Source organism: Streptococcus sp. ELY_137, assembly GCF_058314515.1.
In genome coordinates this window covers 16,468-41,868 of the sequence record NZ_JBZFUL010000014.1, presented here as the reverse complement: position 1 = coordinate 41,868, position 25,401 = coordinate 16,468, and the positions used below count along the sequence as shown (strand labels likewise).

Annotated in this window: 28 protein-coding genes and 2 pseudogenes; 23 read left to right on the top strand and 7 right to left on the bottom strand. The window is 43.6% G+C overall.

All coding sequences use genetic code 11. The features are described 5' to 3' along the window. Nucleotides 1–247 precede the first annotated feature (247 nt). Both AC4HAO_RS09165 and AC4HAO_RS09160 read left to right on the top strand, forming a co-directional pair. Complete coding sequence (locus tag AC4HAO_RS09165) at nt 248–862, top strand: histidine phosphatase family protein (RefSeq protein WP_491135191.1); 615 nt, start codon at nt 248–250, stop codon at nt 860–862. Between the two features lie 202 nt (nt 863–1,064). Next, entirely contained in the window at nt 1,065–2,174 is a 1,110-nt protein-coding gene (locus tag AC4HAO_RS09160) for a low temperature requirement protein A (RefSeq protein WP_491135190.1), read from the top strand. Nucleotides 2,175–2,413: 239 nt separating this feature from the next. On the opposite strand, the pseudogene msrA reads toward AC4HAO_RS09160, so the two are convergent. Together msrA and msrB are read right to left on the bottom strand one after the other, a co-directional pair. Continuing rightward, a pseudogene (msrA, locus tag AC4HAO_RS09155) lies at nt 2,414–2,905 on the bottom strand (peptide-methionine (S)-S-oxide reductase MsrA); the annotation flags it as partial. A gap of 48 nt (nt 2,906–2,953) precedes the next feature. After that, nucleotides 2,954–3,391 carry a peptide-methionine (R)-S-oxide reductase MsrB gene (msrB, locus tag AC4HAO_RS09150; protein ID WP_491093841.1) on the bottom strand — a complete coding sequence of 146 codons (438 nt, stop codon included), beginning with the start codon at nt 3,389–3,391 and terminating at the stop codon, nt 2,954–2,956. A 149-nt stretch (nt 3,392–3,540) separates the two neighbouring features. On the opposite strand from msrB, the gene AC4HAO_RS09145 reads away from it, so the two are divergent. From AC4HAO_RS09145 to AC4HAO_RS09085, 13 genes are all read left to right on the top strand, one after another. Then, complete coding sequence (locus AC4HAO_RS09145; RefSeq protein WP_491093842.1) at nt 3,541–3,981, top strand: MarR family winged helix-turn-helix transcriptional regulator; 441 nt, start codon at nt 3,541–3,543, stop codon at nt 3,979–3,981. Between the two features lie 307 nt (nt 3,982–4,288). After that, entirely contained in the window at nt 4,289–4,750 is a 462-nt protein-coding gene (locus AC4HAO_RS09140; RefSeq protein ID WP_491135189.1) for a flavodoxin, read from the top strand. 17 nt (nt 4,751–4,767) lie between these two features. After that, nucleotides 4,768–5,565, top strand: a complete 798-nt coding sequence (locus AC4HAO_RS09135) for an aldo/keto reductase (RefSeq protein WP_491135188.1) — start codon at nt 4,768–4,770, stop codon at nt 5,563–5,565. A 13-nt stretch (nt 5,566–5,578) separates the two neighbouring features. Beyond that, complete coding sequence (locus tag AC4HAO_RS09130; protein WP_491135186.1) at nt 5,579–6,202, top strand: SDR family oxidoreductase; 624 nt, start codon at nt 5,579–5,581, stop codon at nt 6,200–6,202. Between the two features lie 380 nt (nt 6,203–6,582). Then, nucleotides 6,583–7,533: an aldo/keto reductase gene (locus tag AC4HAO_RS09125; RefSeq protein ID WP_491135185.1), complete on the top strand. Its 951-nt coding sequence runs from the start codon at nt 6,583–6,585 to the stop codon at nt 7,531–7,533. Nucleotides 7,534–7,543: 10 nt separating this feature from the next. After that, complete coding sequence (locus AC4HAO_RS09120; RefSeq protein WP_491135184.1) at nt 7,544–7,834, top strand: YciI family protein; 291 nt, start codon at nt 7,544–7,546, stop codon at nt 7,832–7,834. 1 nt (nt 7,835) lies between these two features. Continuing rightward, entirely contained in the window at nt 7,836–8,354 is a 519-nt protein-coding gene (locus tag AC4HAO_RS09115) for an NAD(P)H-dependent oxidoreductase (RefSeq protein ID WP_491135183.1), read from the top strand. 72 nt (nt 8,355–8,426) lie between these two features. Then, nucleotides 8,427–8,885, top strand: a complete 459-nt coding sequence (locus tag AC4HAO_RS09110) for a MerR family transcriptional regulator (RefSeq protein ID WP_491093848.1) — start codon at nt 8,427–8,429, stop codon at nt 8,883–8,885. Next, nucleotides 8,869–9,789, top strand: a complete 921-nt coding sequence (locus tag AC4HAO_RS09105; protein ID WP_491135182.1) for an amidohydrolase family protein — start codon at nt 8,869–8,871, stop codon at nt 9,787–9,789. Before AC4HAO_RS09110 ends, AC4HAO_RS09105 begins: the two co-directional genes overlap by 17 nt. A 1-nt stretch (nt 9,790) precedes the next feature. Continuing rightward, the gene (locus AC4HAO_RS09100) at nt 9,791–10,423 is read left to right on the top strand and encodes a putative quinol monooxygenase (protein WP_491135180.1); all 633 of its coding nucleotides are present in this window, start codon (nt 9,791–9,793) and stop codon (nt 10,421–10,423) included. 150 nt (nt 10,424–10,573) lie between these two features. Beyond that, nucleotides 10,574–10,993, top strand: coding sequence for a cupin domain-containing protein (locus tag AC4HAO_RS09095; protein WP_491093851.1), 420 nt, complete (start codon nt 10,574–10,576; stop codon nt 10,991–10,993). 1 nt (nt 10,994) lies between these two features. Next, nucleotides 10,995–11,318 (top strand): carboxymuconolactone decarboxylase family protein, encoded by a 324-nt coding sequence (locus tag AC4HAO_RS09090; protein WP_004227130.1) that lies wholly within the window; start codon nt 10,995–10,997, stop codon nt 11,316–11,318. A gap of 114 nt (nt 11,319–11,432) precedes the next feature. Further along, on the top strand, nt 11,433–11,921 hold the full coding sequence (locus AC4HAO_RS09085; RefSeq protein ID WP_004225781.1) for a GNAT family N-acetyltransferase: 489 nt from the start codon (nt 11,433–11,435) through the stop codon (nt 11,919–11,921). A gap of 89 nt (nt 11,922–12,010) precedes the next feature. Here the strand turns inward: AC4HAO_RS09085 and AC4HAO_RS09080 are convergent. Next, nucleotides 12,011–12,142: pseudogene (locus AC4HAO_RS09080) on the bottom strand (ABC-ATPase domain-containing protein); the annotation flags it as partial. A 38-nt stretch (nt 12,143–12,180) separates the two neighbouring features. After that, the gene (locus AC4HAO_RS09075; protein ID WP_491135179.1) at nt 12,181–12,462 is read right to left on the bottom strand and encodes an ABC transporter permease; all 282 of its coding nucleotides are present in this window, start codon (nt 12,460–12,462) and stop codon (nt 12,181–12,183) included. 430 nt (nt 12,463–12,892) lie between these two features. Between AC4HAO_RS09075 and AC4HAO_RS09070 the strand changes: the two genes are divergently transcribed. The 4 genes from AC4HAO_RS09070 (at nt 12,893) to AC4HAO_RS09055 (ending at nt 15,948) form a co-directional block, all read left to right on the top strand. Continuing rightward, nucleotides 12,893–13,378 (top strand): MarR family winged helix-turn-helix transcriptional regulator, encoded by a 486-nt coding sequence (locus AC4HAO_RS09070; protein WP_491135178.1) that lies wholly within the window; start codon nt 12,893–12,895, stop codon nt 13,376–13,378. 9 nt (nt 13,379–13,387) lie between these two features. Further along, on the top strand, nt 13,388–13,744 hold the full coding sequence (locus AC4HAO_RS09065) for a class Ib ribonucleoside-diphosphate reductase assembly flavoprotein NrdI (protein ID WP_491135177.1): 357 nt from the start codon (nt 13,388–13,390) through the stop codon (nt 13,742–13,744). Nucleotides 13,745–13,803: 59 nt separating this feature from the next. After that, the gene (locus AC4HAO_RS09060; RefSeq protein WP_491135176.1) at nt 13,804–14,112 is read left to right on the top strand and encodes an antibiotic biosynthesis monooxygenase family protein; all 309 of its coding nucleotides are present in this window, start codon (nt 13,804–13,806) and stop codon (nt 14,110–14,112) included. A gap of 486 nt (nt 14,113–14,598) precedes the next feature. Further along, nucleotides 14,599–15,948, top strand: coding sequence for a dihydrolipoyl dehydrogenase family protein (locus AC4HAO_RS09055; RefSeq protein WP_491135175.1), 1,350 nt, complete (start codon nt 14,599–14,601; stop codon nt 15,946–15,948). A gap of 204 nt (nt 15,949–16,152) precedes the next feature. On the opposite strand, the gene AC4HAO_RS09050 is transcribed toward AC4HAO_RS09055, so the two are convergent. From AC4HAO_RS09050 to AC4HAO_RS09040, 3 genes are read right to left on the bottom strand one after another with little or no spacing between them, the layout of a single operon-like run. Further along, on the bottom strand, nt 16,153–16,863 hold the full coding sequence (locus AC4HAO_RS09050; protein ID WP_491135174.1) for an ABC transporter permease: 711 nt from the start codon (nt 16,861–16,863) through the stop codon (nt 16,153–16,155). Further along, the gene (locus AC4HAO_RS09045) at nt 16,856–17,569 is read right to left on the bottom strand and encodes an ABC transporter ATP-binding protein (RefSeq protein WP_491135173.1); all 714 of its coding nucleotides are present in this window, start codon (nt 17,567–17,569) and stop codon (nt 16,856–16,858) included. Before AC4HAO_RS09045 ends, AC4HAO_RS09050 begins: the two co-directional genes overlap by 8 nt. A 54-nt stretch (nt 17,570–17,623) precedes the next feature. Continuing rightward, complete coding sequence (locus tag AC4HAO_RS09040; protein ID WP_491093855.1) at nt 17,624–18,172, bottom strand: PadR family transcriptional regulator; 549 nt, start codon at nt 18,170–18,172, stop codon at nt 17,624–17,626. A 588-nt stretch (nt 18,173–18,760) separates the two neighbouring features. Between AC4HAO_RS09040 and essC the strand changes: the two genes are divergently transcribed. Genes essC through AC4HAO_RS09020 form a run of 4 tightly spaced genes read left to right on the top strand, consistent with a single transcriptional unit; the run spans nt 18,761 to nt 25,390 of the window. After that, nucleotides 18,761–23,158, top strand: a complete 4,398-nt coding sequence (gene essC, locus AC4HAO_RS09035) for a type VII secretion protein EssC (protein ID WP_491135172.1) — start codon at nt 18,761–18,763, stop codon at nt 23,156–23,158. Further along, complete coding sequence (locus AC4HAO_RS09030; protein WP_491135170.1) at nt 23,158–23,529, top strand: TIGR04197 family type VII secretion effector; 372 nt, start codon at nt 23,158–23,160, stop codon at nt 23,527–23,529. Before essC ends, AC4HAO_RS09030 begins: the two co-directional genes overlap by 1 nt. Continuing rightward, a complete protein-coding gene (locus AC4HAO_RS09025) occupies nt 23,519–23,905 on the top strand; it encodes a hypothetical protein (RefSeq protein ID WP_491135169.1) in 387 nt (128 codons plus the stop codon). Before AC4HAO_RS09030 ends, AC4HAO_RS09025 begins: the two co-directional genes overlap by 11 nt. Then, nucleotides 23,906–25,390: a hypothetical protein gene (locus AC4HAO_RS09020; protein WP_491135168.1), complete on the top strand. Its 1,485-nt coding sequence runs from the start codon at nt 23,906–23,908 to the stop codon at nt 25,388–25,390. Nucleotides 25,391–25,401 lie beyond the last annotated feature (11 nt).

The following is a 25,401-nucleotide window of genomic DNA, read 5'->3' as shown; positions in this document are numbered from 1 at the left end:
GCTGCCAAGATCGGTCTTAAAAAGCATGCTATCTTGAGTGGTCTGCCGCAAGACCAATTAGGTGGTCTTCTCTTTCAGATTAACTTTGATTTAAATAGCAAATGACCTAGAATAGGTTGGTGGCAAAAAGTAGAAGAAAGAGCTGTCTTGGATATAATTATCTCATTCTTCACAAAAGGAAAGAAGATTTTTATATTAAAAAGCGCTATAATAATGGCAGATCTAACTAGAAAAAGGAAGAGAAAGTATGGCAACACGATTGTACTTAATGCGGCATGGTCAGACCCTGTTTAATGTACAGGAGAGAATTCAGGGATGGTCGGATTCCCCTCTGACGGATCTAGGTATTGAGCAGGCTAGACAGGCTGGACGATATTTCAAAGAGCATGGCATGACGTTTGATCGCTTATACTGCTCAACCTCTGAGCGTGCTTCAGATACCTTAGAATTAGTAACTGGTGCGACTGAGTACACTCGATTAAAGGGAATTAAGGAAATGAACTTTGGTCGCTTTGAAGGTCAGCAGGAATACCTCCATCCCCCACGTGAGGTTCGTCGTGCGGTTGGCAATTATTATGTTGTTCATGGTGGCGAAAGCGATAGTGATGTCCAGCAGCGTGTGAAAGTAGCTGTAACTCAGATTGCTCAGGATAATGACGGACGAAGTGTTTTAGCTGTTAGCCATGCAGGTGCTCTCATGCATTTTATGCGGGCTATTGGTATTGATTTTGAAAAATATGGCATTTTCCCTCATAATTGTGCTGTTTTTGACTATACTTTTGAGGCTGGACAATTTACGCTTAAGGCGATGATCGATCCGCTCAAAAGGCAAGTTTATCGCTTAGAAGAAAGCAGTAAGTAGGGGGAAAGGCGCCTTTTTACAGAGTAGTATCTAAAATATAGAACGGGTACATGCTTTTATTATGGCTTCAAGCCAGTCTTCTCTTTGAGAAAAACAAGGAAGCCACTAGCTAAGCTGGTGGCTTCCTTGTTTTTGAACATCCATTTATCATCTAGGAGATGTCTGACTTTCCCTAACCAAAGGAAAGTGTTAAGATGATAGTATGAGAAGTATTATTCCTAAAAAAGTTTCTAATTATGAGCTCTTTTTTGATCTTGTTTTTGTCTTTGCCGTTTCTGTGCTGACTGGAATGATGCATGGTAAAGGGGTCCATCTCACCCTTTCTAGCTATTTACAGTTTGGCCTAGCCTTTATCATGCTTGTCAAACTCTGGTATCATGAGACTATGTACCTCAATAAATATGGTGAGCGTGATCTCATGGATATTGTGACTATTATTCTCAATATGTTTGCGATTGGATATATGGCAAGCGAGCTGACCTTGGACTGGGAGAAGACTTATATTTCCTTTAATACTTTATTTTTATTGAGTAACATTTCTGTCTTACTGCAGTATTTCTTGAGGGCACGTAAGCAGGGGAGCATGAGTCAAACAATGCGCTCTCACATGAGAGATATCATAGTAGACATGATCATTCAGATGATTTGGTTTGCCTTGCTTCTATGTCATATTGTGGTAAATATTTTATGGGTTTATTTACTATATGGGTTGAGTCTGCTCTTTATTTATCTAACGAGGTCTAAGAAGGATGAAGACAGGGCTAATTTTCCCCACCTAGTAGAACGTTTGCAGCTGATTACTATTATCTATTTCGGGGAAGCTATTATAGCCAGTATTAAAACCTTTGATCTAGATAGTCACTTGCTTGAAGCTGTGATCAGCTTTGCAGCTATTGGCCTCATGTTTATAGCTTATATCACACAGACAGCTGTAATCATGAACCACCATCAAGAGCGGACGGGACTGCGTCTCATGTATGTTCAGACTGTCTTGCTATTGAGTGTGCTCTTTATGACCTTGGCGATTGAAATGGTGGAGAGCACCTACCATTTTCACGATGCTAAAGTATTGGGCTTGCTTGGAATTGGGATTTACTACAGCAGCTTGCAGCTCTTGTCTCCCTATAATCGTAAAGATCTCGCCCTGACTCCAAAATGGCTAGAGATACATCTAGGAGTCTTGATCCTGACTCTCGCCCTTATGCTTTTCTATGGAAATAGTCCAGTCTTATTCTTGAGCCTTGGGTTGTTAGCGGGTTTGGGGCAGTTTGCTGTGGTCTGGTACCGTCTGCCCTTGAATAGGAATCTTTAAATAATGGGTAAGTGTTGAAATCAGAAACGAGCTGAGTTCTTCCCCAATTTTTCATTTTTCAGTTCGGAATGTGGCAGGACAAAAGTCCCGCCTCTTTTTATTGATATAGGATATCTAATACCTAAAGGATCTTCGGTTTAACCAAATATTGCTTTTGCCATAAAAAAAGTAGTGAAGACCTCTCCGATTGGAGATTCCTTCACTACTCAAGTAGGCCTTAATATCTAAGCTTGTTTATAATCACGTAATGGTTGCTTAGCCAATCTTAAGTCGATATGGCAGTAGCCATTCGGATTTTTCTTGAGGTAGTCCTGATGGTATTCTTCGGCATCTAGGAAATGGCGAAGTGGCTCTAGCTCAACTGCCAAAGGACGTCCACTGTTTTCCTGACTGACTTGCTGCATAATTGCCTCAGCGACTGATTTATCTTCTTCGTCAACATAGTAGATACCAGTACGGTACTGACGGCCGAAATCATTTCCTTGACGATTAATCGAAAATGGATTGATCACACGGAAGTAATGAAGAAGAATTTCATGCAAGCTGATGCGCGCTGGATCATAAGTGACAGCTACGGTCTCAGCGTGGTCTGTGGCATCAATTAACTCGTAAGAAGTTACCTCAGACTGACCGTTAGCATAACCGACACGGGTTTTGACGACACCATCGATCAAATCAAAGTATCCTTCAACACCCCAAAAGCAACCACCTGCTAGATAAATTGTTTTCATAGATTATTATCTCCTTTTCTAATCTTAAAATAACTGCTAAGCAATATCCTATTCTACGATGTCCATATAATCTGCGTAGCCTTCTTTTTCCATTTCCGCATAAGGAATGAATTTGAGGGCTGCAGAATTGATACAATAGCGTAGACCACCACGATCGATTGGGCCATCATTAAAGACATGCCCTAGGTGAGAGTTGGCCTTTTTACTGCGAACCTCGGTGCGGTGCATGCCATAAGATCGGTCTTCGTGGTTGGTTACCATCCTATTTTCGATCGGCTTAGTAAAGGCCGGCCAGCCACAACCAGAATCGTATTTATCGGTTGATGAAAAGAGGGGCTCGCCGCTGACAATGTCAACGTAGATTCCTTTTTCAAAGAATTCATCGTACTCTCCTGTGAAAGCACGCTCGGTTGCAGCATTTTGAGTGACTTCATAGGCTAAATCACCGATACGCTCGCGCAAAAATTCCTTATCATTCTGTGTCATATTTCTACCTCCTCTAGTGCACGTTCATTTAGCTTTTTAACCGTTATATCGCACACGATTTATTAGTAGTTTACTGCTTTCTAGTTTCCTTGTCAAAGATTTGAATTTGTGTTATGATGATGGCAATTATTAGCCTAGGAAGAGATAAGATGGCAGAAGAAACTTCAGTCCTTACTAATCGACTTTGCTTTTCTATATATGAAAGCAGCAAACTTTTCAATCAGTACTATAAAAAAGCTTTAAAACCTTTTAGCCTGACTTATACACAGTATATTGTTTTACTGGCGCTCTGGGAAGAAGACAAGCGCTCACTCTCAGATCTCGGTGAGGAAATTGGTCTAAGCAGCAATACCTTAACGCCTCTGTTAAAGCGCTTAGAAGAAAAAGACTATATTAGGCGCAATCGACGCCAAGACAACCAGCGTTTTCTTACAATCGCATTGACCGATAAGGGGAAAAAACTTCAGCCAGAGGTCGAAGCGGTCCTCCACGACTGTTTGGACGGAATACTTCCACTTAGCCAAGAGGAGATTCACCAACTAATTTTTGCGAATCAAAAAATCAATCAGGCTTTTCAAAAATTACTTTAATAGAGGAAAGCTCCCCCTGCAGTTGTGCTTAACATATCTAAGCTTGCTATTAGCAGGTGTCGCGTTGCATTTTTATAAATAGACAAAATAAATTAGAAGAATTTGGGTCTGTCTCAAATTCTTTTTTTATGAGGATCTTAAAAAAATTAGTGTGCCCTGTACATAGAAAAAAATACTATAAACCTATTGACTTATAGTTGACTATAAGTGATATAGTAAGATCGTAATAAGTTGAGAGACAAATGATAGGGTGATTTGATCACCGTTAGTCTTTTGTGTCTATTTGTTTTCTAACAGGAGGTTCATCATGAAAACACTTATTATTTATTTTTCTGAAACGGGGACGACTAGAGAGCGAGCACAAGCTATAGCGCGCGAGATAGGAGCAGACTTGTATGAGATTAAAACAAAAGTTCCATACACCAGTCAAGACAGGAATTGGCACAATGAGTCCAGCCGCTGCAATCTTGAGCAATACGATGAGCGCTGCCGACCTGATTTTGCAGGAAATCTGCCAGATATTTCACACTATGAGCGCATTTTAGTCGGTCATCCGACCTGGTGGGGAATTCCTCCGAGGGTTGTCCAAACGGTTATGGATCAAATGGACTTTTCCGACAAGATCCTAGGCAGTTTTTCGACATCAGGCGGTTCAACCTATGTAAAAGCCCAGCCGATCTTTAACCAATACGCAGCTAAGCATCATATTGCAGGTGATGTCTTGAATAGCACAGCGGCCATGAAAGGTTGGCTAAAAGGATTAAACTAAAGGAGTGGTAGGATAATATGCAATATGTCACACTAAACACAGGGGAGAGGATGCCTCAGCTCGGTTTTGGGGTCTACCAAGTGCCGGCGGCTGATACTGAAAGAGTAGTTTCTCAGGCTATCAAAACAGGTTACCGCCATATTGATACGGCCCAGTATTACCGCAATGAAGCTGGGGTGGGTAAGGCCATCAAGGCTTCCGGTCTTCCTAGAGAAGAGTTTTTCATCACGACAAAATTAGGAACGTCGGGATATAGAGCAACCAAAAAACAGATTGAAAAAGCCTTAAAAAGTCTGCAAACGGATTATATTGATCTGATGCTGATTCACTGGGTGGTTTCTGACTATCTAGGCACTTGGGACGCCTTAACCGAAGCCTATCATACTGGTAAAATTCGCTCTATTGGTTTGTCAAATTTCCAGCCGGATCTGATCGAAGAAATCCGCCAGTATTCTGGCGTGACCCCATCAGTTTTGCAAAATGAAATGCACGTCCTCCAGCAGCAAGTTGATACACGTCGCTATTGTCAGGAAGTAGGGATTCAATTTGAATCTTGGGCACCATTTGGGGAAGGAAAACAGGGCATTTTTACAGATCCCATGCTAACAAGGATCGGGCAAGCCTATGGAAAAACCGCAGCTCAGGTCATTTTGCGCTTCTTGATGCAAGAGGGTATCGTGGCTATTCCCAAATCAGCCAATGCAGATCGCATGGCTCAAAACTTTGCTATTTTTGATTTTGAATTGTCTCATGATGATATGGCAACAATCCGTCAGATGGATACCGGTCAAGGATTGTTTGGCTGGAATGGCTAAAAAGGAGGAAAAAATGAAAGTATTTTTAGCTGGAGCGACTGGGCGTGTCGCTACAGAAGCTCTTAAAGCTTTGGTAGCAAAGGGGCATAAGGTTATCGCAGGAGCTAGACAGTCTGGAAGGATTGCCCTTATGGATGGCGTAACGCCGGTCACTATGAATTTGCATGCCCCTGTCGAATCTCTGGTGGAACTAGTCAAGGGTTGTGATGCTGTAATTTTTGCAGCAGGATCACGGGGCAGGGATCTTTTGCAGACCGACGCTTACGGTGCGGTTAAACTCATGCAGGCGGCTGAAACTGCAGGTCTGAAGCGCTTCATCATGCTCAGCGCGCTCTATAGTCTGACTCCAGAGAAATGGGGCGACCGTTTAAAAGATTACTATATCGCCAAGTATTTTGCGGATAATTACTTGGTTCACCAGACTGACTTAGACTATACTATTGTTCAACCAGGGCGACTGTTAGAGGAAAAGGGAACCGGTCGAATCTCGTTAGGAGATGAAGGATTTACCAGTATTCCAATCGCTGATGTCGGTGCCGTTTTAGCTACCCTTGTGGATTCTCCGGCAATGAGCTTAAAAGTGATTGAAATTCATCCGGGAACGCTTCCTATTTCTGAAGCTTTCACTAAGTCGTAAAGAAATATGTGAATCAATGGATAAGGAAGAAGCGCATCCTAAATGAACAACTAAAGGTATAATAAACGCCACTTGTTTACAGAAATAGGTGGTGTTTATCTTTGATCTGGTTAATGAAGTTCATGTGCCTTTTATCTGTTTCAAAAAAATGAGAAAAAAGGCTTGACTTATAGTGAACTATAAGTGATAAAGTATCATTATAAATGATGGAAGTTGTACAATCATGATTGAGAACTTGTACCATTTTATTTGAATAGACCTGCAATGCTTTGCAAAAAGATGAAGCCTTTCTAAATATGTTAGCTTAGCGTCTTCATCAGTTTATCTGTTTTGCTTTGCCTTGCTTAAGGGCTTTATATCATAAAAAGGAGGTCATTAAGATGACAGAAAATACAGCACCAATCGTACTTGGAACATGGTCTTGGGGAACGGGCGGATTTGCCGGTGGAAACGTGGTCTTTGGAAATAATCTTGACACCGCAGACCTTAAGGATGTTTTCAAAACAGCTATGGATGAAGGGCTCAACACCTTTGATACGGCTTTCGCCTATGCTAATGGTGAGTCAGAACGTATCTTGGGTGAGCTTGCTGGTCAGTACGATCGCTCAAAAGTAATCCTATCAGACAAGTTTACTCCCGGTATGCAGGATGATACCAAGGAAAATCCTGTAGAGGACATGCTGGAAGGCAGCCTCAAACGTCTCGGCACTGATTACATTGATCTTTATTGGATTCACAATTCAGCAGATGTTGAACGCTGGACACCATTCTTGGCTGACTTGGTCAAATCAGGCCGTGTTAAGCGTATCGGGGTATCTAACCACAGTCTTGCGCAAATCAAACGTGTCCAAGACATTTTGAAACCTGCTGGTGTTCAAATCTCAGCTGTACAAAACCACTTTAGCCTTCTCTATCGTCATTCAATTGATGATGGTCTTCTCGACTACTGTAAAGAAAATCATATCCAATTCTTCTCCTATATGGTCTTGGAACAAGGGGCTTTGTCTGGTAAGTATGATAGCCAATATCCAATGCCTGCTGACTCTAACCGTGGTAAAACCTATAATCCACTGTTCCCGGCTTTGAGTGATCTACTGGCTGAGCTGAAACGTTTGGCAGACTATTACAAGGTCAGTCCAGCTCAAATTGCGACCGCCTGGGCTATCGGACGCGGCACGACACCGATCCTTGGTGTGACAAAGGTCGAGCAAGTCGACGATGCTGCTCAGGCTAGTCACGTGCATCTTACAGATGGGGAAATGGCTAATCTTGAAAATCTAGCGACTCAATCAGGTGTTGATACACGTGGTGGCTGGGAAGGTCAAGCCTAAGGAGGTTCTTATGTTTTTAATCACTATTACCATCAAATCAGATCAAGTGCCTAAAGATCAAGCAGAAGAGCTTTTGGCTAAGCACCGAGCTTGGTTCAAGTCAGAATTTGATGCCGGCAACTTCAAGATTGTCGGCCCTCTCAAAGATCGTGGTATGGCAGGAATTGTCATTGCTAAGGCGGATTCCCGTCAGGAACTTGATGCTATAATTGCAAAAGACGCCTACTATCCAAATCTTGCGACTTATGATGTAGCAGAATTTAAAGCTAATCTGGTTGCAGAAGATATTACAGGAGATTGAGATGACAACAAACATTTTTCTATTCCATCCCAATTTAGCATCTTCTAGGGCCAATAAAGCCTTGGCTAAGGCTGCCCAAGGTGCGGGGATTAATATCCGTAATCTCTATGTCCTCTATCCTGACGGTAAGGTTGATGTCAAAAAAGAACAGGCTGCGCTTACAGCTACAGATCGCATTGTCTTGCAGTTTCCAATGTACTGGTATTCCATGCCATCCTTGATGAAGGAGTGGCTGGATCAGGTACTAGAATATGGCTGGGCTTACGGTTCATCTGGTAATGCCCTTCAAGGCAAGAAAGTCCTTCTCGCTGTCACTCAAGGTGCGGGTGCGGATGACTACACAGCTGATGGCCGATTCCATGTGACCACACAGGAATTGCTCAAACCCATAGAGACCATCCAGTACCATACAGGTCTCGTCTTTGAAGAACCCTTTGTCCTATCTGGCGTACTCAATCTGTCAGATGAGGAGCTGGCTCAAGAGGCAGCTGATTATGCTAGCCGTTTACAAGAATCATAGTCAAGGTCTTTAAAATTGTGTATACTGAAGAGAGAATCAAACTTACATATCTGTATTGAAAGGTGATCGAATATGCCAAAAGAAGGAACTTACACCATTACTCAGGTGTCTCAAATGTATGATATTAAACCCAATACCCTGCGTTATTACGAGCGCATTGGGCTCCTGCCTGAGATCCCCCGTCAGGCGAATGGCAATCGCTATTTTACAGATGATCTCAACAAGTGGTTAGAGATGGTCATTTGTCTGCGTCATTCAGGTGTTTCTATCGAGGTGTTAATTGATTACTGCCAGTTGCTCATGCAGGGGGATAAGACCGTCGAGGCGCGTGAGGAGCTCCTTCGTGAGCAGTTAGCTCTCCTTGAGACCAAGAAAAAGAATCTCCAGCGCTCGATTGATCGTCTGACCCATAAGATAGGACTGTACGAGTCTGGGGAAATTCTCAATAAAGACACCTATTATGAGGAATACGGAATCATCTTCGATGAAGATGGCAGCTGGAAGGAGCGCTTAGATGACTTTGAAAATTGATGCCTTTGCCCATGTGCTCTTGCCAGAGTTTTATGAGAAGATGCTCACGCTGGATGAGGTGTTAGCACAGAAGATGCCCTTTATCCAAAATCCAGTCTTGAGCGATATGGACAAGCGCTGTGCGACCATGCCAGCGAACACCAAGCAGATTATCAGCTATGTCAATGCCAACCCAGAGGATTACTTGGAAGCTAATGAGGCCGCTAAACTTGTGGAACAGGCTAATAAAGAGCTCTTGAAAACGGCACAAGACAATCAGGATATTTTTGCTGGCGGTGTTGCTATGGTCGCTATGAATAATATCCCAGAGGCTGTGCGCGTGGTGGAAGAGTTTGTCCCTGCTCATCCTGAGATACTAGGCATTCAGCTCTTTACCCGTCATCTAGGAAAGTCTGTGGCTGATGAGGAATTTAAACCGGTCTTTGAAGCTGCGGCTAAGCACCATGTGCCCATTTGGCTTCATCCTGTTTTTGATGCCCGCAAGCCAGACAACAATATTATTTTCAGCTGGGAATATGAGCTGACCCAAGCCATGCTTGAGCTTGTGCAAGCTGGTTATTTTCAGGCAATACCAAATTTGAAAATTTTGGTCCACCACGGTGGTGCCATGGTTCCCTACTTTGCTGGTCGTATTGAACGGATTCTGCCAGCAGAGCAGGCGGCTGACTTTAAGAAGTTTTATGTGGATACCGCTCTTCTTGGCAATCCAAAGGCCCTTGATCTCTGTGTGGACTATTATGGTGTTGACCATGTCCTCTTTGGTACAGATGCGCCACTAGGGATTTTACCAGCCGGTGCGACAGAGGTCATTGCCCAAGCGATTGAAACTCTTGCGCTCAATGATGAGGAGAAGCAACAGATTTTCACAGGCAATGCCCAGAAATTATACGGATTAGGTGATTAAGATGACAGAGATTTTTAGATTGTTTAGATTGGGACTTGATTTGTCCTATGAGACTGACTTTAATCAAATCGGCTACAATAACTTTACCCAGTCAATGGAGTTGGAGCCAGGAACCTTGGCCATGTATGGCAGTCATGTCCCCGGTGACAAGAGTCAGCAGGTTGTCCTTGAACGCTATGCCAGTGATGAAGCCTATCAGAAGCATGTTGCCTCACCGCATTTTAAAGCCTTTGCCAGTTTGGCGCAAAAGGCCATTACCAGTCGTGAGGTAGTCACACTGACGCCTGAGATTTTTCTCCAAAAACCAACAGCATTGAGAGTTTTGGAGCCAAACGATTTTTCAGTGCGTCTAGCAAGAGTGACAGTGAGTGACAGTCAGTCTTTTGCAGCTATCGTTCTACCAGAGATGCAGGCCAGTATGGACAAGGAAGCAGGTGTCCTTGTCATGTATGCAGGGACTGATGTCGACAATCCAGATACTTGGTATTTCTTTGAGGTCTATAAAGATGAGGCTGCCTATGAGACGCATCGTGAGACTCCTCATTTTAAAGACTATATCGATCGCAGTGCCGCTTTCGTTTTAGATAAGAGCCTGCAAACTCTGACGGCCGATATGCTGGTCAATAGGGGCTAGTGTCCAATCCTTTAATCAAGCAAGTTATTAAGCCCGAATAGCATGCCTTTAAAGCATAGCAGTTAGTCGTTATTGGTATTTGTAGATTTTTCCTTGCAGAGCTATACTAATAGCGAAAAAATATACATTTAGAGAAAGAAGTGATGATTCATGGTTAAACATGAAGACGTGAAAACAAATCCTTTGTTTGCCTTTGGTGAAGAAAACCCTTATGGTGCTAGTTTTACAGGACAATCTTACCTAGCTATGTTAGCTCAAGCACCAGATGGTTATACTAATGTTGGAAATGTAACCTTTGAACCGGGCTGCCGCAACAACTGGCACGTCCACTTGGATGGCTATCAAATCCTACTAGTGACAGGTGGGGAAGGACTTTACCAAGAAGAAGGCAAGCCTGCGCGTCACTTAAAAGCCGGTGATGTCGTAGTGACTGATAAGGGTGTTCGGCACTGGCATGGTGCTGCTAAGGATTCTTGGTTCAGCCATATCGCTATTACGGCCGGACCCGGTGAATTTTATGAACCAGTCAGCGATGAGGACTACCTCAATGCCAATCAGGAAGGAGACTAGGATGACTATCAAACAAACGGCTGGCCGTGACCAGCTGGGAGAATTCGCTCCCGAATTTGCTCATTTTAATGACGATGTTCTCTTTGGCGAAAACTGGAACAATGAGTCCATCGACCTGAAAACCCGCTGTATCATTACAGTGACAGCTCTGATGAGTTCGGGCATCACAGATTCTTCACTGCTTTATCACCTAGAAAATGCCAAGAAAAATGGTGTCACGCAGGAAGAAATCTCAGCCATCATCACTCATCTAGCCTTCTATGTCGGCTGGCCAAAAGCCTGGGCTGTCTTCAACTTGGCTAAGGAAATCTGGGGGGAAGAATAGAAAAGGCCAGTAGGCCTTTTGAGTTTGAAGACAAAGTCTCATTTTTTCATAACTCATCGGCTTAAGTTTTATAGAATACCAGCACATATTTACGTCAAAAAAGAGGAGGATGATATGATGACCATTACCATCAAACCTTACCAACATCGCTACAAAGACGCAATCTTATCTCTGTCAATTGAAAGCTGGGCAACGGTCTTTTACCAAATGCGCTCTGCTGTACCGGCTTTTGTCTATGATAATTTTTATCCTCAAGGGTGGGAATCCCGTCAAACAGCAGATTTGTCGCAGGTCTTGGATGAAGCAAGCAGTCAGACTCTGCTGGCCTTTTCAGATGACGAACTAGCAGGCTGGCTTGCTTATCGCATACACCCAGAAGATAGGATGGGGGAAATCTATGTTGTGGCCGTTTCACCAAAACACCAAGGTAGGGGCATTGCTACAAGGCTGCTGGAAACTGCTTGTCAGAAAATCACTCAAGCTGGCATGAAGATGGTTATGGTGGAAACTGGCGGAGATCCGGGACACTTACCCGCCCGCCAAACTTACGAAGCTTTTGGCTTTGAACCTTGGCCGGTTGCAAGGTATTTTAAAAAACTATAAAACGAAAAAAGTGCCATTGAAAAGAGTGAATGGCGCTTTTTTGGATCTAAAAAATGACAGTCAGCAAATAGCCACTGAGACTCGTACGATCAGCCCTCAGCAACGGTTGAGGGCTGAGCATAGGGATCAATTTGCCCCAGCTCAATGCAGAAGGTAAATTCATGATAGGCGTAAATCCCACTGATTTGCTTATATGCGCCCCATCCCTTGCCGTCTATCGCCTCTAATTTTTTCTGCTAATCAGTCATGGTCATGCCCCTTACCTTTCTTTTAACCGAAATGTCTTTTGTGCAAGCCATGACGCTAATAGGACAGATGTGACCAGCAGACCGAAGGCGAGCATATAAGCTGAAATTTCATGACTAAAAATAGCTCGGTAGCCCTTTTGGAGCCATTCGAAGGGATTGATCCATGAGATTGCCTGAACGAATTGGGGAGCATGATCCAAGGACCAGAAAATACTGCTGGGTAAAAGCAAAGCAAACATGATTAAGTTGGAAAAGGTACTTAAATGCGCTTCGTCTTTTGGAAACCGTGACAAGGCAAAGCTAAATAAACTAAACAGAATAGCTTCTGTCAAAAAATAGAGGAACGAAAGCTAATATTTCTCCAAAAGTTATGGCTAGTGAAAACAATTTCACCTCAATGGTTAAGAGCAGCAAGGCAATAAGGCTGGCCAGCAATGCCTGACTGAGAACAATGTCGCTTAGGTACTTCCAGATAGAAAAGGGGGTGACAGACAGCAATTCAAATACGCCCCGCTTTCTTTGCGAAAAGATGGAGAAGGACTGTGTGATACAGGCCTGACAAAAAATACTAAAGGTTATGATGCCAAAGAGAGTGTCTGCGCCTAGTGCGACCTTGAAATAATAAAGGCCAAGGGCAGGCAAATTTTTTGCCAGAGTAAATCGGTTGTGCTAAACTGAATCTATAAAATCGATTGAGTTCAACCGATTGCAGAGGGGGATGATGTGACTACTAATATACAAAGTGAGGTGGATGAGTTGGTTGGCGCAAAGGAGTCATCTTTGTTACTGGGAAATAATCTCTGCTTTTCACTCTATGTGACTTCAAGGGAATTTATCAACCGTTATACCCCCTTGTTGGCCGCAATTGATTTAACCTACACCCAATATGTGGTTATGATGGTCTTGTGGGAAGAACAGGAGATTATCACTAAGGAGCTTCGGGATAGGCTATTTTTGGATAGTGGTACTTTAACACCAGTATTGAAAAAGCTTGCAGATAAAGGCTTCCTTACCAAAGTCCGCTCAAAGACAGATGCCCGTGATTTGGTAGTCGCCATTACCAAAGAAGGGCAGGCTCTTAAGACAGAGGCTTTAGCTGTTCAAGCAGAAATTGCTAAGGGTTTTGAGGGCATGGGCGAGATGCATGATATGATGCAGTCCCTGCAAGAGATGATGGACTTCTTTCAGCAAGAACGCAAAAGAAAGTGAGATGATAAGATGAAAATTGTTTATGCCAGTCGTTCAGGTAATGTAGAAAAGATTGTGAACCAGCTAGGTTACGCTGATGCCTTGAAAATTGAAAAAGGAAATGAGAGCATTGATGGAGACTATGTGATCTTTACCTACTCTACTGGAAAGGGTCAAACACCTAAACCAGTTGAAGAGTTTTTGAGCAATAATCCGGGTGTTCAGGCAGTCGTTGGCAGTGGTTCAATAGAAAAACATGCTGAAACCTTTAATTACGCGGCTGATAATATCAGCGAGGCTTACGGAGTACCGGTTTTAGCTAAGCTTGATGGTGTGGGTACTGAAGAAGACTTGAGGACTTTGTCTCAAGCTTTGGAGAATTTATAAGGAAAAGCCCAAGTCATTAGTAATTTTAGAAAATGATATAAAAGTAAGGAGATAAGATTATGGCAATCGTACAAACCGCAGTATTTACAGTAGAAAAAGACTATCAAGAAGAATTTCTTGAAAAAATTAAACGCGATGTAGCATCACTTAAAGCCTGGGAAGGCAACCTTGCTGCCGAAGGCTGGCAGGGTGAAGTCAAAGATGGCACTGTTGACTTCGTCCTTTTGTCAAAATGGAATAAAAAGGAAGACTTCGAAGCTTGGCTCAACCGTCCTGAGCATGCTCAAAGGCACCAAAAGCCTGAGGTAAAAGAAGTTCGTCAGCATGTTACTCGTAAAGTTAACAGCTATCACGTCTTGGCAGACTAAGCTGCTGAACATAAAAAAACAATATGGCATAACTTAGTGAACCATTAGAGAGTGGGGCAAAAATCGGCAGGGAGTGAGTTCAAACCTAAAATTGAAAATTTTTGTTCTCACCACTCCCTAATTTTAAGGTGGTGACCTGCCCCGCACAGCTCCAAAAGTCCATCGGACCTTTGGAGCTATCATTTGCGTGGTCGTTAAACAGTCCGGTGGACTGTTTAAGGGGGCGCCTGAAGATAGGAAAGCGCCCCAAGGTAAGGACAGTCAATCAGCAGTGGTTCATTGATGTTAAAGCACCTAATAAATTGTGCAGGGGTAAGACTTCTTGGCATAGCTAACAAGTCTTACTCTCAACCACTGCATCAATCTGGTAAATCTAGAACAATAACAATGCTAACGAGTTTGGACTTTTGTCCCAAACTCAGCGAATTTCCTAAATAGGATTTTGCTAATCCAGCAATTAATGTACAGCAATATGGAGGACTAATCATGGATTATGATGTATTATTTATTGGAAGCGGGCACGCCAATAATCACGGTGCCAGACTTCTTGCAGCAGCAGGTAAAAAAGTTGCGATGATCGAAGCGGATAAAATTGGTGGTGTTTGTACCAATTATGGCTGTGATGCCAAAATCCTTTTGGATGGGCCGTTTGAATATTTAGATGGTCTGCTTAATTATCAGGATTTAGGCCTCAAAGCAGATGTGCAGATTGACTGGACAGAACTTATGGCACATAAGCGCAAAACCTTAGCAGGTTTCCAAGTGTCTTCTGCGGCTATGTTTAAGGAACTGGGAGTTGATATTATTCGCGGTCGCGGCAGTATTGAAGACGCTCATACTGTGGCTGTCGGCGATCAGAAGTTCTCAGCAGAGTACATTGTTATTGGTACAGGTGCTCGCAATGCTAAGCTCGATATTCCTGGTAAGGAATTAACCAAGGGTAGTACAGAATTTTTAGATTTAGACGTTTTGCCTGACCACATGATAGTGATTGGAGCAGGTATTATCGGAATGGAATTTGCTTCTATGGCTTTATTAGCAGGGAAGAAAGTGACATTCTTTGAATACGCTGATCGCCCTCTGCTCGCCTATCCAGAAAAATACGTGAAGAAGATTGTCGACAAATTTAAATCACAAGGTGCCGCATTCCACTTTAACCAAGCAGTATCCTCTGTAGAAGAAGTTGACGGCGGTTTGCGGGTGTCCAGCAAGGACGGTGTCAGTGCCGTCGGGGATTTTGTTCTCGATGCGACAGGACGTGTGGCCAATATTGAAAATATCGGCTTAGAGAAACTTGGTATTGAAGCCAACCGACGCGGTATTAAGGTAGATAGGCATATGCGCACCACTGTTTCTAATATCTACGCTTCAGGTGATGTTGTCGATAAAGCCATTCCTAAATTGACTCCGACAGCTGAGTTTGAGTCCAATTATATCGGGCGTGATATTCTAAATCCTGATGAACCTGAAATTAATTATCCAGTCGTGCCAAATCTGGTCTTTACCCTTCCTCGTATCGGACAGGTTGGTGTGACTATTGATGAGGCTAAAGCTAAGCCTGAGCAATACAAGCTGGTTGAAATTCCATGGGGCAAACAAAATGACTGGGTCAACAACCATGAATTGGATTCAGAACTAGCCTTGATTTTTGACCGTGAAAATTATTTAGTGGGAGCAGCAGCCATTTCTAGTCAGGCTGGTTCATGGCTAGATTGGTTAACGCCGATCATTGAGAAAAAAATGACGGCTAAAGATCTTAACAGCATGATTATGTCCTTCCCAACTCAAACCTATATGCTATGGGCAGCCTTGAAGCCCCTCTTAAAATCAGAATAACTGTACTCAAAAAGGACTGGACAAATGCGTCTAGTCCTTTTTGATAGACTCTTAAGCAGTGGTGGTCCTTATCTTTAGGTGCAGCCTCATTTTCAGGCGCCCCCTTAGAGGTTGAGTCAAAAGTCCTCAGCCTTATTTATTTGGTCAATTTTATTTGTTAGGCGCAGTGGTTGGTTGGCGATCCTTATCTTGGGGCGCTTCCTTTTATCTTTCTTTTAATTGGAAAGTCTTCTGTGCAAGCCATGACGCTAAGAGAACAGATGTAACCAGTAGACCGAAGGCGAGCATATAAGCTGAAATTTCATGACTAAAAATAGCTCGGTAGCCCTTTTGGAGCCATTCGAAGGGATTGATCCATGAGATTGCCAGAACGAATTGGGGAGCATGATCCAAGGACCAGAAAATACTGCTGGGTAAAAGCAAAGCAAACATGATTAAGTTGGAAAAGGTACTTAAATGCGCTTCGTCTTTTGGAAACCGTGACAAGGCAAAGCCAAATAAACTAAACAGAATAGCTTCTGTCAAAAATAGAGGAACGAAAGCTAATATTTCTCCAAAAGTTATGGCTAGTGAAAACAATTTCACCTCAATGGTTAAGAGCAGTAAGGCAACAAGGCTGGCCAGCAATGCCTGACTTAGAACAATGCCGCTTAGATACTTCCAGATAGAAAAGGGGGTGACAGACAGCAATTCAAATACACCCCGCTTTCTTTGCGAAAAGATGGAGAAGGACTGTGTGATACAGGCCTGACAAAAAATACTAAAGGTTATGATGCCAAAGAGAGTGTCTGCGCTTAGTGCGACCTTGAAATAATGAAGTCCGACAATAAAGGCCAAGGGCAGGCAAATTGACCAGAACAAGAGGACGATATCCTTTGAACTGTTTTTTAGTGAAATGGTGAATACGTTAGACATGGGTGTCCTCCTTGTTAGCTGTTAGTTCGTAGAATAGTTCTTCTAGATTCGTGACTTGATATTTTTTAATTAGCTCATCGGGCGCCCCGCTTTCTAAAATGGTTCCTTCATGAAGACACATTACGCGATCGGCTGTATTCTTGATTTCAGTCATATCATGAGAAGCAAAAAGGACAGTCTTCCCATCTTGTTTTAAGCGCTGAATCATTTGCTGAACCTCTCTTTGTCCGCTTGGGTCAAGACCGGCTGAGGGTTCATCCAGAATCACCAAGTCTGGCTGGTGAATCGTTGTAATGATAATCGCCAGTCTTTTTTGCTGCCCCAGTGACAATTTAGCAGCCTTGGTTTTCCTTGCTTCATAGAGATTGTGTTCTTTTAGTAACTGCTCAATCTCATCTTCAGACAAAGAAACAGCATAAAAGGTTGCAAATAATTTGAGGTTATCGATGATATTCAGCGCTTCAAAGAAAGGTGTTGTCTGCAGTTGGGCGCCAACCTTTTTATTAAAGTCTGGCATTCCAGAGCTGATCTGCCCCTTGTCCGGCTTAATGATCCCAAGCAAGAGCCGAATGGTGGTTGTTTTCCCAGCTCCGTTTTTTCCTAGTAGGGCAAGGAGCTCATTTTCTTTGATGGTAAAATTCATATCTTGGATGATTTTGCGATCTTTAAACTGCTTGTAAACATGGTGAAATTCAACTAGATTCATATTACTCTCCTTTGTATAATCAACTTTGACTATATTAGTAAAAAGAAAGCCGGCCTACGACTCATCCTTTTGCCGGCTCAAGATAGTCAGAGTTTTATCAATTAGCTCGATCTGAGACCTGACCGTCTCAAACATATGTTCAAAAATAATTTGCGTCAGTTCTGGAATATGATTGCCCATTGATTTTTTCTTACTGTCCATTCCCTTACTTAACATGCCATACTCCTTTTCAAGCTGCTCTTTATTTTTTTGCAGATCGTCCATTGCTTCTTGCAGAGGAAGCTGGTCGACAAAAGAGATGCCAGTGTAAAGTTGAGTAGGGTAGTGAATTTTGTTAGCTGTCAGACATTCTTTGGCGAGTTCTATTTGGTGTTTTCTCCCCGATTCCGTTATTTTGTAAATGGCCTTTTGTCTGTTTCCGTTAGCTTCGATACTTTCGATTTCAATGTAGCCATCTCTTTCGAGTTTCCGCAGGGCATTGTAAATGGATCCAGGTAACACCCCCGCCCACCTCTGTGTATCGCTGATCTCTAATAGTGATTTAATATCGTAACCAGACATGGGTTTTACATTTAAAATAGCCAGAACTAAAAGCTTAATCACTCAATAACCTCCTTTGTTTATTCAACGTTGAACATTTATAGCTTAGCAATTTCTTTCTTAGATGTCAAGATATAAAAGTTAAATCTTAAGACCAAAATCAAATAAACTCTTAAAGTAGTAGTGGATAATGAGGCCAACTCCTTTGGATTTTTACCTTGACGCCTTAACCATTCATTTTGATTTTATACGAGTCTGCCGTCCTTTTTCATGATTTTTGGAATTCCATAGGTTGGCGATAAATCGCGTGGTTCTAGCGGTCTTTCAGAGGGAATGCCAGCTCTCAGTCAACTCTTGAAACAAAATTGTAATCATTTGTCATCAAAATACCCTTGATTTTTTTTTTTTTTCAATAAGATACTATAATAAGTAGCTTTAGGAAAGAAACGATTAACAATTCGGTCTGGTCAGACCCCGTAATGAGGCGTCAGCTCATGAGCTTGGCGAGCCCCAAGTCGGATGGCTGCGCCAGTCAGAAACCAACGCATAAGCAGGCTTGAAGGGAGCAGGAAGGGACAGTCCCCTTCCTGCTTTTATCATGCCAGAAAAATAGGCGCTATCTTTGAAAAGAAAAGGAATGTCAAAACTACCATGGAGATCATTGTCCTTCGGTCTACCTACCGTCAGGTCCTGACGGTCCCTAAAACAGGCGCCCTGCGCCTCAGCGATCAGCTCAGCCTCTCACAGACCAGTGAGGGGATAACCTATCACACCAAAGAAACAACCGCTCCCCTAACCACAGCCATTCGTGTCGGGGAGCTTGTCGTTTATCCCCAGCCGGATCATCAGCGGCGTTACAGTATCGATGGCTGGTCCCGTGTGGTCATCGGCTCCCTCGGCGGGAGCGATCTCCTGTCGGGCAATCCGGTCATTAGCCTCCTGATCACGAAAACTGAAGGAGGCGACTGGCAGCTTCGCAATCTCGGAGCACCCATCTACCTCAATAACCATCTCACTGACCAAAACCACTCCCTCCCCTTCGGGGCAGAGGTGGCTTTTGGCAACAGTCTGATCAAGGTCTTCCCCAAGGAAATCTGGGTGTCAGGTGCTGTCCAAAACGCCACCTTACTGGAGGTCGCTGTTTCCGCTTACCAATACTACGACGGCTACCCGGACTATCACCGTTCGCCGCGCTTGATCTACCATTTCAATGAGGACCGGCTAACGGTCACTGCGCCGCCGAAAGAGCCCAACAAACCGCGCAATGAACTGCTCCGGATGCTGGTACCGCCCTTGGTCATGATCGGGGTGGTCATCTTGATTACCGTCTTTCAGCCGCGGGGGCTCTATATCCTGATGGCTGTGGCCATGAGTCTCGTGACGGCGATCTTCTCTGTTCAGAACTATTTTCGCAATAAGCGGGAGTACAAGCAGAGCCTAGCGGATCGGCTATCCGCCTACCGAGCCTACCTCGCTGACAAGGCCATCCAGCTGACCCAGCTCTCGAATACTCAGCGCCGCTGGCAGTTCTATCACTATCCGGCCATTGAGGAATTGGATACCCTCGTGCAGGCCCTTTCCCGCCGCATTTATGAAAAGATCCCCCAAGACGAGGACTTTCTCTCCTACCGCTTAGGGCTGGGAGAAGTGCCGACCAGCTACCGCCTTGACTACTCGCAGCAGGAGCGCTCAGGGGTGAAAGATCCTCTGGAAGAAGAAGGGTTTGCCCTCTATGAGGCCCACAAAACCTTGACGAATATGCCGGTTGTGGCGACGCTCACCAACGGCCCAGTCGGCTATGTCGGGGAGCGTTCGCTCGTATTGGAGCAGCTCCAGCTCCTCGTTCACCAGCTGGCCGTCTTTCATTCCTACCACGATGTTCAGGTGATTACGATCATGCCTGAGGCTGAAAAAGACCAGTGGCAGTGGCTGCGCTGGCTGCCCCATGCGACCCTGCAGGACATCAACGTCCGCGGTTTTATCTATAATGAGCGCACTCGCGATCAAATCCTTAACCGGCTGATGGAAACCCTGAGACAGCGTGAGCTCCAACAAAAAGAGGCGGGGGCCAATCAAGAGCTGCGCTATCTGCCCCACTATGTGGTGCTGGTGACGGAGGCCAGCTTGATCACGGACCATGTCATCATGGAGTTCTTCGCCAAAGATCCGAGCGCCTTAGGCTGCAGCCTGATCTTTGTGCAGGATACCATTCGCTCCCTGCCAGAGAATGTCCAGACGGTCATCCATCTGAAAGACCCGGCTACTGGCGAGCTGGTCATGGAAGAGCGGCGCTTTAAGGAACAGACCTTTGCCTTGGATCATTTCCCAGAAGGGTACGATAAGGAGCAGATCAGCCGCCGTCTGGCGCCCCTCAATCATCTGGAAACCCTGCAGTCGGCTATTCCAGAGGCGGTCACCTTCTTAGAGATGTACCAAGTTGATCGCGTGGAGGAACTGGGGATTTTCGAGCGCTGGCAGTCGCACGCTCCCCACCAGTCGCTGGCAGTTTCTCTGGGTTTGCGAGGATCTGAGGATTATGTTAAGCTAGACTTGCATGAGCGGGCGCACGGGCCGCATGGCCTGATTGCCGGAACGACGGGGTCTGGGAAGTCGGAGCTGATCCAATCCTATATCCTCTCCCTAGCGGTTAATTTCCACCCGCACGAGGTGGCCTTTCTCCTGATTGACTATAAGGGTGGGGGTATGGCCAATCTCTTTAAAGACCTGCCCCATGTCCTAGGGACCATCACCAACTTAGACGGGAACCAGTCCATGCGGGCCTTGGCCTCTATCCGAGCGGAGAATGAGCGCCGTCAGCGCCTCTTTAATGAAGCGGGGGTCAACCATATCCATGCCTATCAGAAGAAGTACGAGCAGGGGGACGTCTCCGAACCCCTGCCCCATCTGATCATCATCAGTGATGAGTTTGCGGAGCTCAAGAATGAGCAGCCCGACTTTATCACCCAGCTGGTCTCAACCGCTCGGATCGGTCGCTCCTTAGGGGTTAACCTGATCCTAGCGACCCAGAAACCCGCTGGGGTGGTTAATGACCAGATCTGGTCCAACTCCAACTTTCGGATCGCCCTTAAGGTGGCAGACAAGGCGGATTCACAGGAGATGCTGCACACGCCGGATGCGGCCGCGATTAACCAAGCCGGTCGCGCTTACTTGCAGGTGGGCAACAACGAGGTCTATGAACTCTTCCAAAGTGCCTGGTCAGGGGCGGAATACCGGCCGGACAAAGACGAGCAAGGCATCGACGATCGGACTATTTTTGCCATCAATGACCTAGGGCAGTACGAAGCGCTCAATCAGGATCTTTCCGGACTCGATGAAGCGACTAACATTCGTGAAGTGCCGACAGAGCTGGAGGCTGTCGTCCAGCATATCCAGCAGGTGACGCAAGAAAAGCAGATCGCGCCGCTATCTCAGCCGTGGCTGCCGCCGTTGAGTACTGAGATTTTTGTACAAGATTTACGGCCAGACCGTTTCCAAGACCTCTGGCAAGGCGACAGCCGTCTGGAAGCGATCGTCGGTATGGTCGATATTCCGAGTGAACAAAGGCAAACGGTCGGAACTTATCAGTTAGCGGACGATGGGAACTTAGCGATTTTTGGTGGCCCAGCGATGGGAAAATCAACGCTCTTACAGACCATCGTTATGGACTTATCCAGGCAAAATACACCGGAGCAGGTTCACTTTTACATTTTTGACTTTGGAACGAGCGCTCTTTACCCCTTAAAAAACTTACCGCACACGGCTGATTTCCTCACTTCAGAAGAAGGGGAAAAACTTATGAAGTTTGTCGGATTAATCAAACAAGAACTTCGGAATCGTAAGCGGCTTTTTAACCGTCATCATGTCAATTCGAAGGAGATGTATCAAGCTGTCACCGGTGAAACCCTGCCCCAAATCGTTGTCGTCATAGATAACTACGAAGGCTACAAGAATATTCAAGTAGAAAATCAGAGGGTGGCTTTAGATAATTTCTTTCAAACCCTAGCAAAGGACGGAAATAGCTTAGGAGTCACTGTTATTGTTAGTGGTGGCCGCTTGGCAGCTATTCGTCCCGCTCTTCTGGCCAATTTTAAAACTAGATTGGTACTGAATTTGACAGATGAATCGGAAACAAAGACTATCATGGGTAGCTATAACATTAAATCAGCAACTCTTTCTGGTCAAGGGTTGATCCGATGGGATGATAAAGTGGAAGTATTTCAAGCTGCTTTATTCAGTAAGGGTAAAACATCGGTTGAACAACTTAGCAATCTTCGTAAAGAAATTGATGAAATGGCGACATCATGGACTGGTAACTACCCTAAACCAATTCCTGTTGTTCCAGAAGAAATTGATTTAGATACTTTCCTCGAGAGAGAAGATACGCAAGCAGCTATACAGGGAATGGCCTTGCCTTTAGGTCTTAATATGCAAACGGTTGAGGTAACCGCTCTGAAGCTGTCACGCTTTCAAAATCTTTTGGTATTATCAGATAATAGTGAACAAATTAGGATAATGATAAGTCGTTTATTGGACACAGTAGAGGCTTCTCGGTTTAATCTAGCAACTGTTATTTTAGATGCGACGGGAGATTATGCCCACTATGAATCACAGGTTACAACCTATGCGACTCATCCAGATTTGCTTAGTGATATGGCTCGTTTTATGGTCACTAATATTAAAGAGCGTGAAGAAGAAGGTTGGAAAGACTACTGCATAGTCTTTATTCCTAACTTGGATAGTTATGTTATGACATCAAACCTAACAATCGAAGAAATAACTATGATTATAACAAGAGGGCCAAAGGTAGGCTTCTTCCTGATCGTTGGAACATCTTATTCTTATCTTATTAGTACAAATCCTATTCCCAAATACCTCAAAGAGAATAGTCAGTATAGCTTGGTAGGAATGAAGTTAAATGAACTAACTTTTCTAGAGAGAATCTACAATAGTCAGGAAAAACATCCAACAATGGACGAGGCTTATATTCATAATCGTAAAACTTACCATAAGCTGAAATTAACAAGTTTATTAGAAGAGGAGATATTTTAATGGGAACTATTCAGAGTAGTTCAAATACAGCATCTCAGATAGCCACAAATATCGGAGAAACTGCAAGCAGTATTGCTTCTGTCAACGGAACAGGTACTACAAAGGATAAAGATAGCAAGTTTACAGCCAATACAACTGCTAGTAGTGTTATTGATGGTGAAGATGCTGGCGCTAGAAAAATCCAAGAGCATCTCAATTCTTTTATCACGACACTTGGTTCTATTGCTAAAGGCTTTGAGGATGCAGATGCTCAAGCAAGAGCAGGGATTGATAGTTTAACGGAGGCTCCAGATTTAACAAGTAATTCCAAGCACAAAACCTCTGGTTACTTTGAACCTAAGAAAAATAAGGGAAAGTCTAATGAAAAATGAAAAAAATAAAACAGTAGAACAGCTATCTTCTGAAATATCAGCTACCTACCGGACTATAGAACAAATAGAGGAGCGTAAAAAGCGTCTTTATCGCAAGCGTGAAGAGGAACTTGAACAACTAGAAGAAAATCAATTGGAGTTGCATCAGATGCCTTTGACGGGCATGAGTGCCGGCGACTTAGCAGAATTTGATTATCTTTTAGAAGTGACCAGATATTACCTCATTGAACGTCGGAAGTTTTATGATAAAAAAGAAGCTATGCTAAAAAGTAAACTGACAAATTTAGAAGAAAAGATTGATTATTTATCGCAGGAGCGAGCTAAGGCCTTTTATTTGGAAGAAGAAGAAAAATTGAAAGAAAAGGAGAAAAAATAGATGGGTTTAAAAATGGTACAAGGATCTAGCTCAGCACAATCTAGCTCTGTTACCAATAATATGACAAGTCGTGTCTCTGCCTATAAGGAAGCCATGTCTGCTTTGATGTCATTTTATAATGAGAGTGAATTAAAGGGGAAGGCTTATACAAGTGCTAAAAACTACGCAGATGCAATTTTGATTCCTCTCATTCAAGGAGGAATATGTCTGTCTGATTATGTCCAGCAAGAGACTTCTAAAATTCCTATGGTTTATAGCTCTTACTGCTCAGAGGATTTAGATGAAGATGATCTCCAAGATCAAATCAAAACTTACCAATCTACGATGGATAAGCATAAAACTGACTCGGCAGCTTACAAAGCAGCAGAAGATGGCAAAACGAAAGCAGAAAGTAAACTAGAAAAATTACGAGAGTTTGAAAGTGCGACTTCAAATTACTATAGCGACTATGACAGTTTAGCCAGCGCTCTTGATAAAGGACTTGATCAAATAGGAAAGGACTTTAAATCTGCCAGTAAGAATCACAAATTTCCCTCCTATAAGAAGTCACCTGAATGGGTTAAAACTGTTGATAGTCACATGAAATCAAGAAATTCTAAGGAGAGTTATGAGAGCATTCGTACAAAAGCAGAAAATGGCGAAGATTTATCAGCAGACGATATTGTATGGATGCGAACTTACCTCGTTAACCACCCAGATGCTCAGATTTCAGATAAAGTGAAATCACGTATTTATGGGCAACAAATGGGACACGACGGCAAAGTTAACTTAGTTCAAAGCAACACTGCTTTACCAGGGGGAACTAGGTCAGCAGGAAACACTGATTTCGGGCATCCGCAGCCAACTGTAAATCAATATAATTCGGGGATGTTTAGTACAAATGTTGGTGTAAGCTCTAATGAAAGCGATAGTGAGTGGGTAGGCGGAACAAATACTATTGAATCACCGAAGTATTATCACCGTAATAACAATTATTTTGGATATTCAGCTTATCAAAAATACGCAACTTTAACTGAAACAAGTAAAGATGGCATTTTTCAATTTAATTTTAATAACGGTGTACTTGAAGGAGTGGGTATTGATTTAAACCTATTATCCGCAAATATAAAGGAAATTGGTAATCATGGTACATTACAAACCAAAGTCTCCCTTTTTGGTCATGAATATAGCGTGAATATTGGCTTGGGACATGTGAGCAATCAAAATTGGTGGCCTGAAATTACTTTCTCTGCTGGCGAAGGTGAGAAAGGTAAATATGAAAATGAGTATGGCTTGAAATTAAGTACTGATGTTTCTAATGGGATTTTGGGAGCTTATCAGAGGCATAATACTTACAAAACAATTGATAATACTACGACGACTGTTCAAAGTTATGAAAGTGGATATCAGACAGGCAATGGTTTACAATTGGGTGCAATTTATCATTTCCTAACCACAGGAGATACGTCTGTATTCACAAATTCCCCTAATCCTGTAACTCCGTAATAAAGTAATGA

Excerpts from the sequence above, each read along its gene's own strand:
- AC4HAO_RS09030 (WP_491135170.1), top strand. The coding sequence starts at position 23,158 with ATGGGAACTATTCAGAGTAGTTCAAATACAGCATCTCAGATAGCCACA.
- AC4HAO_RS09105 (WP_491135182.1), top strand. The coding sequence starts at position 8,869 with ATGACTTTGAAAATTGATGCCTTTGCCCATGTGCTCTTGCCAGAGTTT.
- AC4HAO_RS09100 (WP_491135180.1), top strand. The coding sequence starts at position 9,791 with ATGACAGAGATTTTTAGATTGTTTAGATTGGGACTTGATTTGTCCTAT.
- AC4HAO_RS09025 (WP_491135169.1), top strand. The coding sequence starts at position 23,519 with ATGAAAAATGAAAAAAATAAAACAGTAGAACAGCTATCTTCTGAAATA.
- AC4HAO_RS09090 (WP_004227130.1), top strand. The coding sequence starts at position 10,995 with ATGACTATCAAACAAACGGCTGGCCGTGACCAGCTGGGAGAATTCGCT.
- AC4HAO_RS09130 (WP_491135186.1), top strand. The coding sequence starts at position 5,579 with ATGAAAGTATTTTTAGCTGGAGCGACTGGGCGTGTCGCTACAGAAGCT.
- AC4HAO_RS09085 (WP_004225781.1), top strand. The coding sequence starts at position 11,433 with ATGATGACCATTACCATCAAACCTTACCAACATCGCTACAAAGACGCA.
- AC4HAO_RS09145 (WP_491093842.1), top strand. The coding sequence starts at position 3,541 with ATGGCAGAAGAAACTTCAGTCCTTACTAATCGACTTTGCTTTTCTATA.
- AC4HAO_RS09065 (WP_491135177.1), top strand. The coding sequence starts at position 13,388 with ATGAAAATTGTTTATGCCAGTCGTTCAGGTAATGTAGAAAAGATTGTG.
- AC4HAO_RS09120 (WP_491135184.1), top strand. The coding sequence starts at position 7,544 with ATGTTTTTAATCACTATTACCATCAAATCAGATCAAGTGCCTAAAGAT.
- AC4HAO_RS09050 (WP_491135174.1), bottom strand. The coding sequence starts at position 16,863 with ATGTCTAACGTATTCACCATTTCACTAAAAAACAGTTCAAAGGATATC.
- AC4HAO_RS09055 (WP_491135175.1), top strand. The coding sequence starts at position 14,599 with ATGGATTATGATGTATTATTTATTGGAAGCGGGCACGCCAATAATCAC.
- AC4HAO_RS09165 (WP_491135191.1), top strand. The coding sequence starts at position 248 with ATGGCAACACGATTGTACTTAATGCGGCATGGTCAGACCCTGTTTAAT.
- AC4HAO_RS09045 (WP_491135173.1), bottom strand. The coding sequence starts at position 17,569 with ATGAATCTAGTTGAATTTCACCATGTTTACAAGCAGTTTAAAGATCGC.
- msrB (WP_491093841.1), bottom strand. The coding sequence starts at position 3,391 with ATGACACAGAATGATAAGGAATTTTTGCGCGAGCGTATCGGTGATTTA.
- AC4HAO_RS09115 (WP_491135183.1), top strand. The coding sequence starts at position 7,836 with ATGACAACAAACATTTTTCTATTCCATCCCAATTTAGCATCTTCTAGG.
- AC4HAO_RS09095 (WP_491093851.1), top strand. The coding sequence starts at position 10,574 with ATGGTTAAACATGAAGACGTGAAAACAAATCCTTTGTTTGCCTTTGGT.
- AC4HAO_RS09135 (WP_491135188.1), top strand. The coding sequence starts at position 4,768 with ATGCAATATGTCACACTAAACACAGGGGAGAGGATGCCTCAGCTCGGT.
- AC4HAO_RS09020 (WP_491135168.1), top strand. The coding sequence starts at position 23,906 with ATGGGTTTAAAAATGGTACAAGGATCTAGCTCAGCACAATCTAGCTCT.
- AC4HAO_RS09140 (WP_491135189.1), top strand. The coding sequence starts at position 4,289 with ATGAAAACACTTATTATTTATTTTTCTGAAACGGGGACGACTAGAGAG.
- essC (WP_491135172.1), top strand. The coding sequence starts at position 18,761 with ATGGAGATCATTGTCCTTCGGTCTACCTACCGTCAGGTCCTGACGGTC.
- AC4HAO_RS09110 (WP_491093848.1), top strand. The coding sequence starts at position 8,427 with ATGCCAAAAGAAGGAACTTACACCATTACTCAGGTGTCTCAAATGTAT.
- AC4HAO_RS09125 (WP_491135185.1), top strand. The coding sequence starts at position 6,583 with ATGACAGAAAATACAGCACCAATCGTACTTGGAACATGGTCTTGGGGA.
- AC4HAO_RS09060 (WP_491135176.1), top strand. The coding sequence starts at position 13,804 with ATGGCAATCGTACAAACCGCAGTATTTACAGTAGAAAAAGACTATCAA.
- AC4HAO_RS09160 (WP_491135190.1), top strand. The coding sequence starts at position 1,065 with ATGAGAAGTATTATTCCTAAAAAAGTTTCTAATTATGAGCTCTTTTTT.